Source organism: Staphylococcus sp. TCBT05 (assembly GCF_055179755.1).
This window is the reverse complement of the sequence record NZ_JBUQDQ010000005.1, coordinates 1,084,158-1,101,710: the sequence shown is the minus strand read 5'-3', so window position 1 is coordinate 1,101,710 and position 17,553 is coordinate 1,084,158. Positions and strand designations below refer to the sequence as shown.

General features: G+C 33.3%; 17 protein-coding genes and 1 riboswitch. Of the genes, 5 read left to right on the top strand and 12 right to left on the bottom strand.

Features of this window, described 5'->3' with window-relative positions; translation table 11 throughout:
* Window positions 1-96: 96 nt before the first annotated feature.
* Together ACY191_RS04895 and ACY191_RS04890 are read right to left on the bottom strand one after the other, a co-directional pair.
* Entirely contained in the window at window positions 97-1,530 is a 1,434-nt protein-coding gene (locus ACY191_RS04895; protein WP_042739362.1) for an alkaline phosphatase, read from the bottom strand.
* 338 nt (window positions 1,531-1,868) lie between these two features.
* Entirely contained in the window at window positions 1,869-3,257 is a 1,389-nt protein-coding gene (locus ACY191_RS04890) for an amino acid permease (RefSeq protein WP_042739361.1), read from the bottom strand.
* Between the two features lie 315 nt (window positions 3,258-3,572).
* Here ACY191_RS04890 and ACY191_RS04885 point away from each other — a divergent pair, with 315 nt between their 5' ends.
* The 3 genes from ACY191_RS04885 to ACY191_RS04875 all read left to right on the top strand — a co-directional run bounded on the left by ACY191_RS04885 (window position 3,573) and on the right by ACY191_RS04875 (window position 5,014).
* Window positions 3,573-4,391 carry a formate/nitrite transporter family protein gene (locus ACY191_RS04885; protein ID WP_042739360.1) on the top strand — a complete coding sequence of 273 codons (819 nt, stop codon included), beginning with the start codon at window positions 3,573-3,575 and terminating at the stop codon, window positions 4,389-4,391.
* A gap of 81 nt (window positions 4,392-4,472) precedes the next feature.
* The gene (locus ACY191_RS04880; protein WP_042739359.1) at window positions 4,473-4,832 is read left to right on the top strand and encodes a hypothetical protein; all 360 of its coding nucleotides are present in this window, start codon (window positions 4,473-4,475) and stop codon (window positions 4,830-4,832) included.
* Window positions 4,829-5,014 carry a hypothetical protein gene (locus tag ACY191_RS04875; RefSeq protein ID WP_042739358.1) on the top strand — a complete coding sequence of 62 codons (186 nt, stop codon included), beginning with the start codon at window positions 4,829-4,831 and terminating at the stop codon, window positions 5,012-5,014. Before ACY191_RS04880 ends, ACY191_RS04875 begins: the two co-directional genes overlap by 4 nt.
* A 64-nt stretch (window positions 5,015-5,078) precedes the next feature.
* On the opposite strand, the gene ACY191_RS04870 is transcribed toward ACY191_RS04875, so the two are convergent.
* The 3 genes from ACY191_RS04870 to ACY191_RS04860 form a co-directional block, all read right to left on the bottom strand.
* Complete coding sequence (locus ACY191_RS04870) at window positions 5,079-5,270, bottom strand: hypothetical protein (RefSeq protein ID WP_042739357.1); 192 nt, start codon at window positions 5,268-5,270, stop codon at window positions 5,079-5,081.
* A gap of 2 nt (window positions 5,271-5,272) precedes the next feature.
* Window positions 5,273-5,920, bottom strand: a complete 648-nt coding sequence (locus tag ACY191_RS04865; protein ID WP_042739356.1) for an HAD family hydrolase — start codon at window positions 5,918-5,920, stop codon at window positions 5,273-5,275.
* 236 nt (window positions 5,921-6,156) lie between these two features.
* Window positions 6,157-7,071 (bottom strand): bile acid:sodium symporter family protein, encoded by a 915-nt coding sequence (locus ACY191_RS04860; RefSeq protein WP_107512350.1) that lies wholly within the window; start codon window positions 7,069-7,071, stop codon window positions 6,157-6,159.
* A 269-nt stretch (window positions 7,072-7,340) separates the two neighbouring features.
* On the opposite strand from ACY191_RS04860, the gene ACY191_RS04855 reads away from it, so the two are divergent.
* Entirely contained in the window at window positions 7,341-7,871 is a 531-nt protein-coding gene (locus ACY191_RS04855) for a hypothetical protein (RefSeq protein WP_042739354.1), read from the top strand.
* A 263-nt stretch (window positions 7,872-8,134) separates the two neighbouring features.
* On the opposite strand, the gene ACY191_RS04850 is transcribed toward ACY191_RS04855, so the two are convergent.
* Window positions 8,135-9,715, bottom strand: coding sequence for an alpha-glucoside-specific PTS transporter subunit IIBC (locus tag ACY191_RS04850; protein ID WP_042739353.1), 1,581 nt, complete (start codon window positions 9,713-9,715; stop codon window positions 8,135-8,137).
* Window positions 9,716-9,913: 198 nt separating this feature from the next.
* Here ACY191_RS04850 and ACY191_RS04845 point away from each other — a divergent pair, with 198 nt between their 5' ends.
* Window positions 9,914-10,684: a MurR/RpiR family transcriptional regulator gene (locus ACY191_RS04845; RefSeq protein ID WP_042739352.1), complete on the top strand. Its 771-nt coding sequence runs from the start codon at window positions 9,914-9,916 to the stop codon at window positions 10,682-10,684.
* Between the two features lie 364 nt (window positions 10,685-11,048).
* On the opposite strand, the gene ACY191_RS04840 is transcribed toward ACY191_RS04845, so the two are convergent.
* From ACY191_RS04840 to ACY191_RS04815, 6 genes are all read right to left on the bottom strand, one after another.
* Window positions 11,049-11,555 (bottom strand): SRPBCC family protein, encoded by a 507-nt coding sequence (locus ACY191_RS04840; RefSeq protein ID WP_229366613.1) that lies wholly within the window; start codon window positions 11,553-11,555, stop codon window positions 11,049-11,051.
* A gap of 244 nt (window positions 11,556-11,799) precedes the next feature.
* The gene (locus tag ACY191_RS04835; protein WP_042739350.1) at window positions 11,800-13,104 is read right to left on the bottom strand and encodes a Na+/H+ antiporter NhaC family protein; all 1,305 of its coding nucleotides are present in this window, start codon (window positions 13,102-13,104) and stop codon (window positions 11,800-11,802) included.
* Window positions 13,105-13,207: 103 nt separating this feature from the next.
* A riboswitch (SAM riboswitch) is annotated at window positions 13,208-13,306 on the bottom strand.
* 136 nt (window positions 13,307-13,442) lie between these two features.
* A complete protein-coding gene (locus ACY191_RS04830) occupies window positions 13,443-14,054 on the bottom strand; it encodes a flavin reductase family protein (RefSeq protein ID WP_042739349.1) in 612 nt (203 codons plus the stop codon).
* Window positions 14,055-14,119: 65 nt separating this feature from the next.
* On the bottom strand, window positions 14,120-15,001 hold the full coding sequence (locus ACY191_RS04825) for an SDR family oxidoreductase (RefSeq protein ID WP_042739348.1): 882 nt from the start codon (window positions 14,999-15,001) through the stop codon (window positions 14,120-14,122).
* Between the two features lie 83 nt (window positions 15,002-15,084).
* Window positions 15,085-16,209 carry an amidohydrolase gene (locus tag ACY191_RS04820; RefSeq protein ID WP_229366612.1) on the bottom strand — a complete coding sequence of 375 codons (1,125 nt, stop codon included), beginning with the start codon at window positions 16,207-16,209 and terminating at the stop codon, window positions 15,085-15,087.
* A 6-nt stretch (window positions 16,210-16,215) separates the two neighbouring features.
* The gene (locus ACY191_RS04815; RefSeq protein ID WP_042739346.1) at window positions 16,216-17,328 is read right to left on the bottom strand and encodes a SulP family inorganic anion transporter; all 1,113 of its coding nucleotides are present in this window, start codon (window positions 17,326-17,328) and stop codon (window positions 16,216-16,218) included.
* Window positions 17,329-17,553: the final 225 nt, after the last annotated feature.

The following is a 17,553-nucleotide window of genomic DNA, read 5'->3' as shown; positions in this document are numbered from 1 at the left end:
TCAAATCTTCAGCTACTATAAAAAGCACCTAATGACAGGAATTCCTGAAATTAGGTGCTTTTTAGTTCATTAAGTTATAACAATGTTATTTTATATTTATTGCTTTACGTCATGTTTAAAGAAATCAAATATGTTGTTAGCATTGTCTGTATTATCAATATTACCTTTAAATCGATCACTACCTGGACCAAAACCATACGTATTCACATCTTCTCCAGTATGTCCATTTGTTGTCCAACCTGTATGTGATTTATCATTTATTGGTTTTTGAATTGCATCTTGTAATTTTTGGAATTGCGCTTCATATTCTTTATCTTCCTCATCATATTTCTTCAATGCTTCAGCTTCATCTTTAATCTTACTGATTTGAGAGTTAGAAACTTCAAAGCCATAGCCGTCATTAATTACCTTCTCTGGATCTTTACCTTCTGCTATTTCTTTAGTCATATATGAACCAGAATGCTTCATTTGATGGATAGCTTTTGGATTCCAAACATAGTCTTTACCTTTTGCGATTGTCATACCACCAGTTGAGTGATCTGCTGTTGCAACAACTAATGTATCAGGATGTGATTTTGCATAATTCATCGCATAATCAAATGATTTCTCAAAACCACTCATCTCTGACATTACACCAGTAACATCATTTGGATGTCCTGATTTATCGATTGACGCCCCTTCTACCATCAAGAAGAAACCTTTGTCATTTGATTCTAATCGCTTAATTGCACTGTCTTCCATTTCAACTAGTTTAGGATTTTTTTCTGGCGCATCAATTTGTAATGGCATGTCATTGTCAGCAAACAATCCTAATACTTGTTTACTCGTTGAATTTTGTAGATCTGTTTTATTATCTACAACATCATAACCATCCTTTTTGAATTTATCTGTTAAATTACCATTTTTATCGCCAAAGTATTCTGCACCACCGCCAAGTAATACATCAACTTTATGTTTACCATTAATTTTGTCATTGTAAAATTGCTGTGCAATTTCATCTTTTTTATCTCTGTCATCAACGTGAGCTGCATAAGCTGCAGGTGTTGCATCAGTGATTTCTGCAGTTGAAACTAGACCTGTTGACTTCCCGTTTTCTTTTGCTTGTTCTAATACAGTTTTAACTTTTTGTTTATTTGCATCAACACCAATTGCTCCATTAAATGTTTTATGGCCAGAACTAAATGCCGTTGCACCTGCTGCTGAGTCTGTAACATTTTCCTTTGGATCATCTGGATTTGTACGTTGTGTACCTAATAGGTAGTTATCAAATGCTGTCTTGTCCATTTCTTTAGTTTCAGGATTATCCGCAAAGTATCTATAAGCACTATTATACGATGGTCCCATTCCATCACCTACTAAGAAAATAACATTCTTAGGGTTCTTTGTATTACCCATATATGATACATCGGCAGGTTGATCTGAACTATTTCCCCCACTCGATGCGAAAGTTGATTGTGCATTTCCCAAGACAGAACCCATAACAATTGCACTAGTCACCGATACTGTTGCTAACTTATTATAGAATTTCATAATTAATAACTCCTTTAATATGTATTATCAAGCTTATACTGTAAGTGTAAGCAAAGAGTGTTGAGTTATTGTTTTTAAGATGTAAAATTTATGTAAATAAGTTGCATTATATATTCATTTTCATTAATAACTCTCGCTTTTTATCTGAAAAGGATTATATACCATATTCATAATTCTAATATAAAGCTGTCTATTAATAATGATGCATTAAAAAACCTTATCAAGACGATACACGCCTTGATAAGGTTTGATACATTTATATATTCTCTTGTTTAATATACCTAACTTATAACGATCTCCATATAAGAAGATACATTTTTTTAATAAGTCAGATAATTTTATAATTGCTCGTTCTTACTTAACTTATGATAGCCTTTAATGAAATAGAATGCAGTCATTAATAATAAGAAAATAATACCGATTACTACAGATACGACTGTTTCTTTATTAAATAACATACCGATTAATACCATGATAAAGAATGCCATTGTTACATAGTTAGTGATTGCTCCACCTGGCATTTTAAAAGGATGCCCTTTCAATTCTTCAGGGTGATGCTTTCTGAATCTTAAGTGACTAATCAAAATCATAAACCATGGTACCATACCTGGTAAGATAGACGCACTGTAAACATAAACAAAAATACTATCTGCACCTTTAATGAATAGTGGCAAGATAACATTTAATAGTGCTCCAATTAAGATACCAATTGCAATCGCTGTTACTGTCCAGAAAGGAACACCATTTTTCATTACTTTAGTAAAGAATTTAGGTAGCATGCCCTTTTGAGCTAAGTTTAAAGTCATACGGCTCGCACTAAAGATACCTGAGTTACAACCAGACATTGCTGCAGTTAATACTACAAAGTTAATTAATCCAGCAGCGAAAGTAATACCTACTTTAGCAAAAGTCGCAACGAATGGGCTTCCGATGTTGCCTAATTCATTCCAAGGATAAACTGTAACAATTACGAAAATTGCTCCAATATAGAAAATTAATATACGCCAGATTACGCCGTTTACTGCACTCTTAATATTCTTCTGTGGATCCTTTGTTTCACCTGCTGTAATACCAATCAATTCAACACCTTGATATGAACCAATTACGATTGATAAAGCAAAGAAGAATCCAACCCAACCATTTGGCATAAAGCCACCATGTGACCATAAATTAGATAAACCAATTGCTTCTCCACCATTACCAAGTCCGAAGAAGATTAAGCCAAATCCTGCAACAATCATTAAGATAATTGTAACTACCTTAATCATCGCGAACCAAAATTCAAACTCACCGAAGGCTTTAACAGAAACTAAGTTTGCTCCCATTAACAAGGCAACCACGATAACGCCTGGAATCCATTGTGGTAAATCTGGGAACCAATAATTCATATATTCTCCGACGGCGATAACTTCACTCATACCGACGACTACCCATTGAAATATATTACTCCAAGCAGTCAAATAACCTGCCACTGGGTGTATGTAATCACTTGCAAAGTTGGCAAACGAACCTGATGTAGGATGTAAATAAACCATCTCACCCATTGCTCGCATAACTAAAAATAAAAAGATACCTGCTATTAAATAAGCAAATATTACAGAAGGTCCAGTCCATTTGATTGTACTTGTAGCTCCCATAAATAGACCTACACCTATGGTACCACCCAATGCAATCATCCGCATTTGACGCGCACCTAATCCCCTCTGAAGTTCATTATTATCATTCATCTCATTCAAACCCCATCTCTCTCAAATATAAGTATAATTAATCACTTATCATGTCGCTATTATACTATAAATTGGCAAAATTAAAATACCAAACTAAAACAATGTAAGCCCTTACATTTCCGTTTTTTAATTGTACGCGATTTTACTATAAATTGTAAAGCATAATTTTTCTCCCTCTCCATCTTTTCTTCTATTCTCTACAAATACCTCTCTCAAGGCTTATAAAGTAAAAATTGTATTATTTGTGAAAAGTTTCACAAATGTGTAGAGACATAGTATACTAGCTTTAAATCAAATGAAAGTGAGGACACAACCTTGAACGGAAAAAATGTGCAATGGGATAAAGTTTTTTATGGGAAAGTTTGGGTGAACCATGTCGTAGAAACAATTAAAACCAAAGATATACTTCAAAGTTTTTATTTCAAACGCTATTTGTTACGTGCGATTATGGCAGGTTTTATCTTAGGTACAATTATTGTTTTTGTATTATCACTGAAAGCCAACTTTGGAACTGAAATGTCACCTAGTATTTCTAATCTAATCGCGTCAACTGCATTTAGTTTTGCGCTCGTACTTATTCTTTTTACAAATTCTGAGTTATTAACGAGTAACTTTATGTATTTCACAGTTGGTTTATATTACAGAGTCATTGCCCCCACCCGTGTATTTAAAATATTCACCTTGTGTTTTATTGGTAACACGGTTGGAGGCCTCATCCTCTTCTTACTGATGCGTGCTTCTGATGTCATGACACCTGATATGATGATACATCTCGATGCAATAATTGAACACAAGACACTAACAGCAAGTTGGTTTGCAATATTGATCAAGGGGATCTTTGCCAATTTCTTTATCAATATCTCTTTAGTTATTGCAATGCAAATAGATGACGTCTTAGCAAAAATGTTTGTAATGATGTTTGGTGTTTCGATATTTGCCTTTATGGGATACGAACATGTCGTATATAATTCTGTACTATTTGCTGCAGGCTTTATCTATCAGAGTTCAATAATAGAAACGATTCCAGTTATAGTTAATGTAGTATGCGCTGCGATAGGCAACTACATTGGAGGCGGTTTAATCATTGGATTGTTCTATGCTTATCTAAATGATCATCATCAATTCGACAATTAATCGTTAAATTGTCATGAGTTCTTATTCAACCATAATATATGCTATACTTTTTGTAATCTTTCAAATAAAAAGGAGTACATTATGGCTTCAAACTCAATTAAACGAACGCTTAGTTATGCAGTCGTTTTCGGCATTTTATTTTTTCTGTTAAATTATTTTAGTGGTTCACATCACGCATTTATGTCAGTATTTTTAAAATCGCTTTTGGCTGCAGTCGTATTTGGTGTACTATATTTTGTATTATTTTCAATTGTTAATTCTCCAGAACGAAAATATAAATTCGGCATTACGATACCGATTACTTTATTAATTGCTATTTTAGTAAGCGCCTTATTTTCAGCCATAAAAGTTGGTATTATTATAGGTATTATCATTGGTGTTCTTGCAGGATATCTTTGGGAATATATTGAAAAAAAGAAAGCGAGCAGTGATAAAAAGTGAGTCTTGTCTTAGGAATCATCATATTAATATTATTAATCGTCAGTTTAATTCCAAATTTAAAAGCTGTTAAAAAAAGTAAAGCTAATGGTGAAAAGAATCCACGCTTTGCAATTATGGTCGGTATAGATGCTATCTTACTCGTGTTAGTGATAGTTACTTTAATATTCCAATTTACTAAATAATATAACAAAAAGATGTTTACAGTATGAGTCACTAGCTAGACTTAAACTATAAACATCTTTTTTATTAAAGCTTATCTTGTAATAGTAAAAAATATAAGATAGTTGCCCCAATTAAATAAAGCAATGTTGCTATGATAAACGAACGTAAATGAATGGCAAATGGGATCTTACGATTGAATATCGGACCTAATATTAAGTTGCCAATTGCTAATACAAGTGGCCCTCCTAAGAAAAATAATAGTAAATATGCATTCATTATTATTTACTCCCACGCTGTTCAAAATAGTGTTCAATAATTTCATTTGCTGTAACATCTTTAGCAGTAAAATTAAGAGTTTGAAACGGCTGAAGTTCAGTCATACGATTAGTATTAATTATAACGTCTAAACCCGCATTAATTGCCGCTGTCGCACCATTAACCGAATCCTCTATTGCTAAACAATTAACTGGATTATAATTTAATTGTTGAACCGCTGTTAAATACAATTCTGGATTAGGCTTTACTTCGTCGACATCTTCACGTCCAACAATAATGTCCATATATTGCTCTAATCCTAAACGTTTAAAGGTAGGTTCAATATCCTTTCTATAACTACTTGTAGCAATTGCCATTGGTATATGACGCTGTTTACAATATTTCATCAACGCTTCTACCTCTTTATTGATTGGCAAATTCACACTTGTTTCGTTATGTTCTTGATATATGGCTGACTTTTTTTCAAGTCCAAGTTGCGCTTCTAAATAGTTATGTAATTCTGTAGCGGCGCCACCAATCGATTGACGATAATAGTCCACAGAAATAGGATCTAAACCATTACCTGTTAAATGATTATTAATAATTTGAAACAGATGTTGCTCAGTGTCAATGATTGTACCATCGAAATCAAATACGACTGCTCTATACATCACACATACCTCCTATTTAACTTTCATTATGTTATTTTAATCACTCAAGTCTGCTGCTGATTCTTTCAATGAAATTACTGCTATCTTAGCATATTTATCTAAAAAACGCGCTCAAACCATTTCGCAACAAATTACAACAACATCATAATATATGCATACATGGTTATACCTATCTAAAAAAGCCTATTACCCAGCAATTTAAGTTGGAGTAATAGGCTCGAGCACTCATATTTTTATTATCGTTTATGCCAATATTTCGCCAATATTGGACCAGTAATATTGTGTACTAAACTAAAGACTGCACCAGGCACAGCTGCTAATGGGCTAAAATGAACCGTAGCTAAGGAAACTGCTAAACCTGAATTTTGCATCCCTACTTCAATCGACACGGCCTTTTTATCTGCACGTTCAAGTTTAAATACTTTAGCTAAAGTATAGCCCAAAGTATAACCTACAACGTTATGTAGAATAACAACTGCAAATATTAACAGACCTGTTTGTAAAATTTGTGACTTACTACCTCCAACAACCGATGCCAAAATCAATGAAATGGCTACAACCGAAACAATTGGAAGTGCAGTTGACGTCTTGGCAGCAAAGTTTTTGAATAGCTTTTGCAACACAAAACCAATAATTATTGGAATTAAGATAACTTGAATTACCGACCAAAACATACTCATAAATGATACTTGTAACCATTGATGTGCGAATAGATAAATTAAAGCTGGTGTCATAATCGGAGCAAGAATTGTCGATACACTTGTAATAGCTACCGATAATGCGACATTGGCATTCGCTAAATAACTCATTACGTTACTAGATGTGCCACCTGGACAACAACCTACTAATATAACTCCAATTGCTACTTCTGCAGGTAAATTAAATAATTTAGCAATGAGAAACGCAGTCGTTGGCATGATTGTAAACTGCAAAATCACACCAATAATAACCGATCTTGGTTGTTGAAAGACAATTTTAAAATCTTTCGGATCTATAGTTAAACCCATACCTAGCATTACAATACCCAATAGATATGGGACAAAGCCGCTTATTGTAGCAAGTTGATTTGGGAATATGAACCCAATAATAGCTGCAATCAACATCCATACTAAGAATGTGTTTGTCGCGAATCTACTTACCTTTGATAACATTTTGAACACTTCCTCTATGTAGTAATAAAGAAAAATGTATCATACTTTCATAGTCTGAACAATATAATTTTCGAAATATTCTAATATTTGTTAATAGTGCTTAACACCCTTGTAATCAACTTTTATTGAACTTCGTTCTTAAGACCTAGTGAATATAACAAAAAAGAGTGGTACAATTTAATAGAAATTAAAACTGGTGAAAATTAAACTACAATTGAATATTATGTATTATATTCAGGTTCATTTTTATATAGATGTGGAGGTATTATATGTTTTTAGATAAAACAGAAACATTTGTGTTGAATATTGGTGGACTTAATAAACGTAAGACACGAAAAGATTTAGCCAAAGTTTGTAAACAAATAAAGTTTTGTAATTCATTCAAGTTTTCAATTTATAAGGAAAAGCATCTATATGCTTTAAAGATTAACTTACCAAAACAACAATTGCCTTATGTGATTAGCTTTTTAAGCTTCCATAATTTTGATATATATCAAATTTTAGAATCTTCATACTCAGATAAATTAATTGATTCTGATCGTTTATTATTATCTTCAAAGCGTTTCGTGTTAACAATAGATGGGTTACGTGATGCTTTTATTAAAGATAAAATTATCGACATTATTAATATGATAAATAATACCGAAGACATCTCATACACTTTTAACAAAAATAAAGTTAATGTAAATTGTTCTGCAGCAGTCTTTTCAAGATTAATTAATAAAATCGCAACTCATAATATAGATATTTTATGTGCTGTAGCACAGCAGCGTGTTGTCCATAAAGCACGTATATCTTAAATTGATTGTTAAAACTAAATCTTTATTACTTACCTCTCTAAATTTGATAGAGAGGATTTTTAAATTTTAGAACATTATTTATAACTAAGTTGAATATCGTTATAAATAAATTTGGATATGTGCGACCTAGTCAGTGCTACTCTCGTGTGTTCTCTATGCTTTGTTTCAACATACAAAGAGCGATGATAGTTATTAGTTCTTGCTAACTATCATCGCTCTTTCTGTTCTATAGCGCTATACTATGATTTATCTATTTGCTCAAATTAATTATTCACAATATTTTCGAATGCTTCACGTACTTGAGGTACTGACATTCCAACAACAACTTGTACGTTTTTCCCACTTTTCACTAATCCATGTGCCATTTGATTATGTGTAAAGTAATCACTATCTTCGACTTTATCTATATCTTCAACTGTTAATCTTAGACGTGTTGTACAGTTCGTTACGTCTTTAATATTTTCTTTACCACCTAAACCTTCTAAGTAATACAACGCTTTTTCTTCATATTCGTTTCCTGCAACAGGTTGTGAGCCTTTATCTTCATTTTTACTCTTATAATCTTTCTTGCTATACAATTTAATGTCATCAGACTCTTTTTTACGACCTGGTAAAGGTATATCGAATTTCAAAATTAAAAATCTGAATAGGACGAAGTAAATACCAGTAAACGCAAGCCCAATAATAATTTGAATAACATAAGTTAACCAATGATTTTGTGCAAGTGGAATCCAGTTTGTTGCAAAGAAATCAATCAAACCTCCACCAAAGTTACCAACTAAACCAAATCCATACATTAAAGTATCCATAGTTGCAGATAAAATAGCATGTAGTACAAATAAGTATGGTGCAATAAATAAGAACGTAAATTCTAATGGTTCAGTAATACCTACAACTACAGCAGTTAATGTTGCTGGAATTAACAATGCTGCAATCTTTTTCTTATTTTCTTTAGGTGTCGTTGAATACATTGCTAACGCAATACCAATTGCACCAAAGACCTTACCATTCCCTTGAAGCATAAATCCATATGGGAATTGTTCTTTTAATGGTTTCGAGCTTCTAGCAAAGTCATTTACATGTTCAAACCATTCTGCTTTCAATCCATGATTCACTACGACTGGACCTACTTCGATAGGTGCATAAATAAAGTGGTGTAACCCAGTAGGAATTAATACTCTTTCTAAGAAATGGTAGAGCCATACGCCTATATATCCTGAACCAATAATAAATCCTTGTAATGATGAAATACCATTTTGAACTGTTGGCCATACAATACAAGTGATTAATGCTACAGGTAACATAACAAAGAATGATATTGTAACAACAAAAGTCAATCCTTGGAACACACCTAGCATTTCTGGTAGCCTCTTACTGTAATATCTATTATGTATCCAGGTAATAATACTTGAAATGATAATACCACCTAGAATATTTGTATCTAATGTTTCAATACCTGCAATAGCTTTTAGACCAGTAACATTTTCAACACCTTTTTCTAAGTTGGCACCAAATGTATGTGGCCATTGCGTTAAAATTGCATTTATAAATGTATTAAACATTAAATAACCCATTAATGCTGCAAGTGCTGCATGCCCAGGTGCTTTTTTAGCTAAAGAGAGTGGCAAACCTACTACAAAAACAATTTCCATGTGATTGAAAATAGTCCAACCACCCGCTTCAATTACGGACCAAATTTTAAACCATGTTGTTCCATCCTTAGCAATACTTCCCATAATAGCCGGATTTTTAAATAAAGTAGCAAAACCTAAGACTATACCAAAAAATGCAAACATCAATACAGGCACAATCATAGCACTACCAAATCGTTTTATTGCATTCATTTACATCCCTCCTACCGTCAAAATAAAATCTATTGTTACTTTTTATCTTGACTTGCATACCTTTCAATATTTAACTTTCTTACATCATATAGTAACCGCTTACATATAAACAATAGTTTGACGATAAATCGAATAATTTTATATAATCAGATTATATTTTCATAACACGAAAATATTTTCAAAAAATGGGGTGATACTATTTTTTTAGATGAACGTATAAATAGCAACTTTAATAAGTTGAATGACAATGATCTACATATCGCACAATATATTAATACTCATATCGAAGCATGTAAATCAATGAAGATTCAAGAATTAGCGCAAGCAACACATGCTTCCAATGCGACGATACATCGTTTTGCTAGAAAATTAGGCTTTGATGGGTATAGTGACTTTAAGTCTTACTTAAAATTCGAAAGTGAACAAACTCATGCATTAACGACAGACTCTATTGACAATTTCAAACAAGAAATTACAAATACCTTTAATTATTTAGATCGCATTGATTTTAAACTCGTAACTAATAAAATAAATCAAGCTGATACTATCTATCTCTATGGTACTGGATTAGCCCAAATGAATGTCGCACAAGAAGCGCAGCGTATCTTACTTACAGTGCATAAGAATATTATTGTTTTGCATGATCCCCATGAATTCAAGATGATTTTAAATAAAACAACGTCGAAAGACTTGTTCTTTATTATTTCATTATCTGGAGAATCTAAACAGTTAGAAGGTATTACGAATTTGCTACGTTTGCGTCATCATTACTTTATTTCTATTACAAATTTAAAAGATAACTCGTTAGCTCAAAAGGCAAATTATAATATTTACGTGTCTAGTAATACTTTTTTCCTTCAAGATGGCACTGATTATTCTAGTTTTATTAGTTATCATATCTTTTTCGAGACATTATTACGTAAATATAATGAGAGAATTGAAAATGGTGAATTACAGATTCAGATTTAAGCTAATCTAAAAATGGCATGCCAACCCAAGATTGAATGCGTCTTACGGGTTGGTATTTTTTTAAAAGATTGTTTTGCTCCCTTTCCTAGGGGACAGCTTCAGCCTGTAGTCTTCAGCTTGTCCTGTTCCCTTAGGAGTCTCGCACACAATCTCGCATATATTACTAATAACTATTCGGTTGTTTATACTTTTATCATGATATGCTTTTTTCCTTTCAAATAAAAAAGGTGATTTCTATTATTATTGCAATAGAAATCACCTTAATTTATTAGTCAGAGTTTTAAATCTCTAGACATCTTATTTAGAAAATGAGTAATGACTCTCCTATATATTTTAATAAAGCACTGTAACCTACTAAGATTAATTACATTTCTGCTTCAAAATATTCTAATGCGATTTGTAACTTATCAAATAACATTTCAAAGCCATGGGCAGTAGAATCATGATACTCTTTTTTCTTTTGTTTATATTCTAATGTTGTAAATCTTCTTTCTCTTGGTACTACAGCATTATACGTAAATACCATTTGTGTGATGCCTGGTTCGCGTTCAAATATTTCTACTTCTATAGTATCTTCAGAATCACTCAGTTCAGGCATGCCTATTGTCATTACAATATATTCGTAAGGTGTTAATGTGATAAAGCTTCCTTGGACTATATTTTCCTTACCTTTTCTAACGTCGACAATTTTATACGTTCCATTCTGATTCGCATCAACCTGTATTGTTTTATTCGTTCGCTCAGATGTCATAAACCATTGCTTTAAAAAACGTTGATCTGTCCACGCTTGATATAATAATTCAGGCTCGACTTTAAATAATCGTTCAAGTTGTATCTCAACATTTTCATTTTCAATATTATATCTTGCCACGATTGTTCACCTACTTTCACTCTTAAGTATATTTTAACTCATTCTAGGTAAGTTCTAAACAATAATCCTTTTATTTCGATTAAGTTAAACAAATATAAATCTAAATATTTATTACACTTACTTAGTATTTTTATTTTCATTACATCTATTTACAGAATTTAAAGTTAGTAAATAACGTTATTGTTTATTATACATTAATTTAAAATATACAATTAAACATTAGCATGTGAATCTAACAATCTAGCTATGCTTTACGCTTTTTCTTATCTAATCTCGGTAATCTAAAGAAAATTGCTACTAAACCACAGACACCTAATAACGCAGGATAAATAGCGTATGGAACTAAATCAAATGGTGATATGGATGCAACACCAGCAGCTGCTATAACTTGTGGACTATATGGTAAAAGCCCTTGGAAACAACTAGCAAACATATCTAAAATACTTGCCGACTTTCGAGGATCGACATCGTATTCATCAGCGATGTCTTTAGCTAACGGACCGGCCATAAGTATAGAAATCGTATTATTCGCAGTAGCAATATCTGCAGCACTTACCAATCCGGCAATACCCAGTTCTGCTCCACGTTTCGATTTAACTCTATTACGCACAAAATTTAATAACCACGTAATGCCTCCATTATGTTGAATCAACGCAACTAAACCACCAATTAACAATGCAATAATTGCAATATCTTCCATGCCGACAATACCTTTTGATATTGAACTTAATAGCCCTTTCCAGCCAAATGAATGATCAACCAATCCTATAATCGCAGATAGTAAAGTACCACCAATTAAGACAATGATTACATTAATTCCTACTAATGCCAGTATAAGTACCAATAAATATGGTATAACTTTAATTATATTATAATCATAATTTTTAGTCGCATCGATATGTGCACCATTTGTTAAAAACCATAGTGCAATAATAGTCAGTATTGCCCCAGGAAGTACTATTTTTATATTTACTTTAAATTTGTCACTCATTTTTGTCTTTTGTGTGCGTACTGCGGCAATTGTCGTATCAGAAATCATCGATAGATTATCACCAAACATCGCACCACCTACAACTGTAGCCATTGTAATCGCAGCTGATACATCTGTTGCTTGACTCAATCCGAAGCCTACAGGTGCGATTGCAGCAACTGTTCCTACAGATGTCCCCATAGAAACAGACACAAACATACAAATAATAAATAAGCCTACTATGATTAAATTTTCTGGAATAATTGATAAACCTAAATTAACAGTGGATTTTACACCACCCATATCTTCCGTTGTTTGTGAAAAGGCACCAGCCAATAGGAAAATCAACATCATTAACACAATGTTAGAGTGTCCTGCACCTTTTGTGAATATTTCAACTTTCTGTTGAAACGATTCTTTTCTATTTAATAACAAGCCAATGATAGAGGCCACAATAATTGCAACGTTTAATGGCATTGTCGTAAAATCACCCGTTGCTATACCAACACCTAGAAACATCGCCACAAAGACGATTAAAGGAATCAATGCCCATGCATTGCCTTTATACTGCTCTTTCATATTCAACCTACTTCCTTTGATATCAATTATGATTTAACGGTTTAATATCTTATAAAAATTAAAAACTCTTTTCATTCATTTGAAGAAAAGAGTTAATTTAAGCTCCTTATCTTCTAGCAATAGTTGCTACTGGATTTGGCACACGCTTTTACATGTTGCCGAAGTATCATAGGGCCAGTCCCTCCACTTCTCTTGATAAGTATGTTTTATTTTTTTACTACAAGAATTCTTGAATGTTAACGTCAAATACTGCTAAATATTAATATTTAATCTGAACTTTGTCAAACTTATTCCTTTAATAAACGAGTACAGAGTTTGATGATGTAACATGTGCATTACTATTCTGTTGGACGTTCAATGATGAATGATTGTCCAAGATTCGCATAATTATTTCCAGCTAAACGACTCACAGCTCCTAATGCTTTAGAATCAATCTTATGCGGTTCTATATAAACTGTATCATCAATATGAAACATCACTACTTCTCCAATAATTAAATCAGATCCCTCTTGTTTATCACCTAAGGGAATAATTCTATCTAATTTACACTCTAAGCGTATCTTAGCTTGTTCAATCCCAGGTACAGATACGACATCAGAATCAACGCATGTTAAGTCTGTTCGTTCTAATTCATTCAATGACCTTGCAATTGGAGCTGCTGTACGATTAATTTGTTCTACAGTATCTTCATCTGTTATATGCACAACAAATGCTTCAGTTGCTTCGATATTTAAAGAAGTATCCTTCCTTTTGCCTGCAGTTCGAGTTGTTGATAGCATAATCATCGGTGGCGCACTATTGACCACATTAAAGAAACTAAAAGGGGCTGCATTGAGCATGCCTTTCTCATCTTGTGATGTTACAAATGCAATGGGTCTTGGGATAACACTACCACTCAATAACTTATAGTTTTGTTGCTTTGTTAACTTTGCTGCTTCGAATTTTTTCATTTGTTCTACTCCTCATAAATAAAAAGTTAGAAAATCAACTTCCAGATTTTCTAACTTTTTGTTGTTTAATCTATTTGGGTTCCGCCTGTAACACCATACACTTGACCAGTTGTATAGCTAGATTCTTCAGCTGCGAGATGGACATATACACCTGCCAACTCAACAGGTTGACCTGCACGTCCAAGTACTGACTTTTGACCAAAGGTCGGTATCTTCGATTGAGGTTGTCCTCCTGAGATTTGTAACGGTGACCAGAATGGACCAGGGGCAACACAATTAACACGTATACCTTGTTCACCTAATTCTTCAGATAAACTTTTGGTCAATGAAATGATTGCCGCTTTGGTTGCAGCATAATCATGCAATATTGGGCTTGGATTATAACCTTGAACAGAAGATGTCAATGTAATCGTTGCTCCGGGTTTTAAATAATCTATCGCCTTTTGTACTGTCCAAAATATAGGATAAACATTCGTTTCAAAGGTTTCTGTAAAGGAAGCTGTATCAAAGCCTTTGATACTTTCTCGATATTGCTGATGACCAGCGACTAACGTCACATTGTCCAATCCACCTAATTCTTGATGTGCCTGTGCAACCAAGTCATAGTTAAATTGTTCATTTCGAATATCACCCGGTATAAGCACTGCTTTACTGCCAGCAGCTTCAATTACCTGTTTCACTTCTTCAGCATCGACTTGTTCATCAGGAAGGTAATTAATTGCAACATCCGCACCTTCTTTTGCATACGCAATTGCAGCAGCACGACCTATTGCAGAATCACCACCAGTTACTAACATTTTATAACCTTCTAATCTATGATGGCCTGTATATGATGATTCTCCACAATCTGGTTGAGGATCTAATTGTTGTTGTAGACCAGGAACAGGTTGTTCTTGCTTTGGAAAATCTTTGTTTGAAAATTTCTTTCTAGGATCTTGAGCAGACATAAGTAAACACTCCTTAATACATTTTACTTATATATTCAATACCCAATATGTTTCTGATTAATACAAAATAGCACTAATTATAATTAAACTTCATTTAATAGCTTTTGTACAAAAGTAACAAAATAATCTGGTACCTTTTCTAAAATACGCTCATCCGGATCATACTTCGGATGATGTAAATCATATTCACTGTTTGAGCCAATAAAGACAAATACGCTTGGGTATTGTTGAGAGAATCCAGAAAAATCCTCGCCAATTGTTAACGGTTCGTCCATAATACTTACGTTGTAACCTACTTCTTTTGCAACGGTAATGGCGTCATTTGTCAATTTTTCATCATTAACGACAGCACCAGGGAGACGGTGGTAGATTGTTTCTATTTCAACATTAAAGGCTTTGGCTAATCCATCGCCAATTGCTTTTAATCGTTGTTCAATTTCATTTCTTTTATCTTCGTCAAAGCTTCTTACCGTACCTTGTACATACGCATGATCAGCAATAACATTCCAAGTATTACCGCTTGAAACCTCACCAATTGTTACGACAGCATTATCAAATGCTGACATATTACGACTGACAATAGATTGCACACTGTTTATCAATTGACCTAATACAATGACTGGATCATTTCCTTGTTCAGGCTTTGCGGCATGCGCACCTGTTCCCTTTATCTTATATTCAAAACGATCCACTGATGATGTGATGACACCAGATTTCACTGCAAACTCGCCAATATCTAATGTAGGATAGTTATGATAACCTAACACTGCTTTAGCACCATCAATCGCTTTGGTATCTGTAATGTAAAACGCTCCATAACCTAATTCTTCTGCTGGTTGGAAAATAAACCTTACTCTTCCATTTAAATCTGACTCTACTTCCTTCAAACGTGTTGCTACGGCCAAGATACTTGCCATATGTATATCATGACCACATGCATGCATTACGCCTTCATTTGTAGAAGCAAATTCATTTTCTACTTGTTCATTAATTGGTAAAGCATCAATGTCTGTTCTTACTGCTACAAATGAATCTCCTTGACCGATTTCCGCGACTAAACCCGTTTCTAATGGTAAATCTAAAATTGTTATATCATATGATTGTAATATACGACGCAACCTTTTCGTCGTTTCATATTCATACTCTGATAATTCAGGATACTGATGAAACGTTCTTCTCCAATTTATATAATCTTCATATTGTGGCATGTTATGTCACGTCCCTTCTTTATTTATTACATTCTTTATTAAATAGTAACAAAGCGTTACTACAATTACTCCCATTGCTAAATTGTTCGTAACTAAAATAATACATATTGTTAAGCAAACTGTGCTTCCATGCACCACTGGCGCTTGCTTTATATATGCAATCGTTCTTCTATCAAATGTGCTAAATGCAATAGTTATCAGTACAGTTGCTAAGACTGCCATAGGGATTTGAATCAATAAAGAACCAAACAGATAGATACTGAGCAATAAAAAGCTTCCAGTAATTAATGAAGATACTCTAGAAGTGCCACCCATAGCAACATTGAATCGCGATTGACCTACAAGTGCACTTCCACCATATCCACCTAAGAAACTCGTGATAATATTAGCAATCCCTTGACCTATAGATTCCTTGCTTACATCACTTTCAACTTTCGTAAGTTGATCTAACACTTGCTCGGTAAGTGCGTTTTGAATTGTTGCAACTATAGCCATCGCAATACCATAAACCAATGCAGTCAACCATAATTGGCGATTCATTATATGATCAAACATAATAAATAAATTGAAATCGAGTTGAACCATAGAGATATCTTTCACTAATTCACTATTTAATTGGAATAGCCAAGTAACGATAGACATTACCACTATCGTTATCAAAGGGGATGGAATTTGATTTGTAATTTTGGGTAACCCCCAAATCATCACAAACGAAACAACTACGATACCATATGTTGTTATTGTAGATGGAAAAATATGCTCTAATTGAGATGATAATAATATTATACCTAACGCATTCATAAAGCCAATTACAACACCTTGAGGTACGATATCAATAAGACGATTCAATCGACATAAACCAAATATAATTTGAGTTAGTCCCATGATAAACGTTGCCATAATTAGACCGACTAACCCGGAATCCGAAACCAAAGGGGCAACTATCAGTGAAACACCACTGCTTGGAGCTGATATCATTAATGAACGATTGCCGACAATACTTATGACAATCATAATAATACCTGTACTCATTAATCCAATAGAAGGACTCACACCTGCAATAAAAGAAAAAGCAATTGCACCAGGTATTAATGACAATGCTAATAGTATACCAACCAATACATTATGCTTTAAATTATTCGTTCATTGTGTGAGATAAGTATTTTTTTCCATACGTTGCGCACCTCCTATCCCCCTTGCATCTATATTATCATAATTGTCAAAATATTAAATAAACTCCGATTTGTAATTTTTTCCGTTACATTAATGATGTATTAAATATTTTAAAAATCTCAAAAAACAAAAAATGGGACGTGAATCTATTTATCTTCCAAACAGATTTCG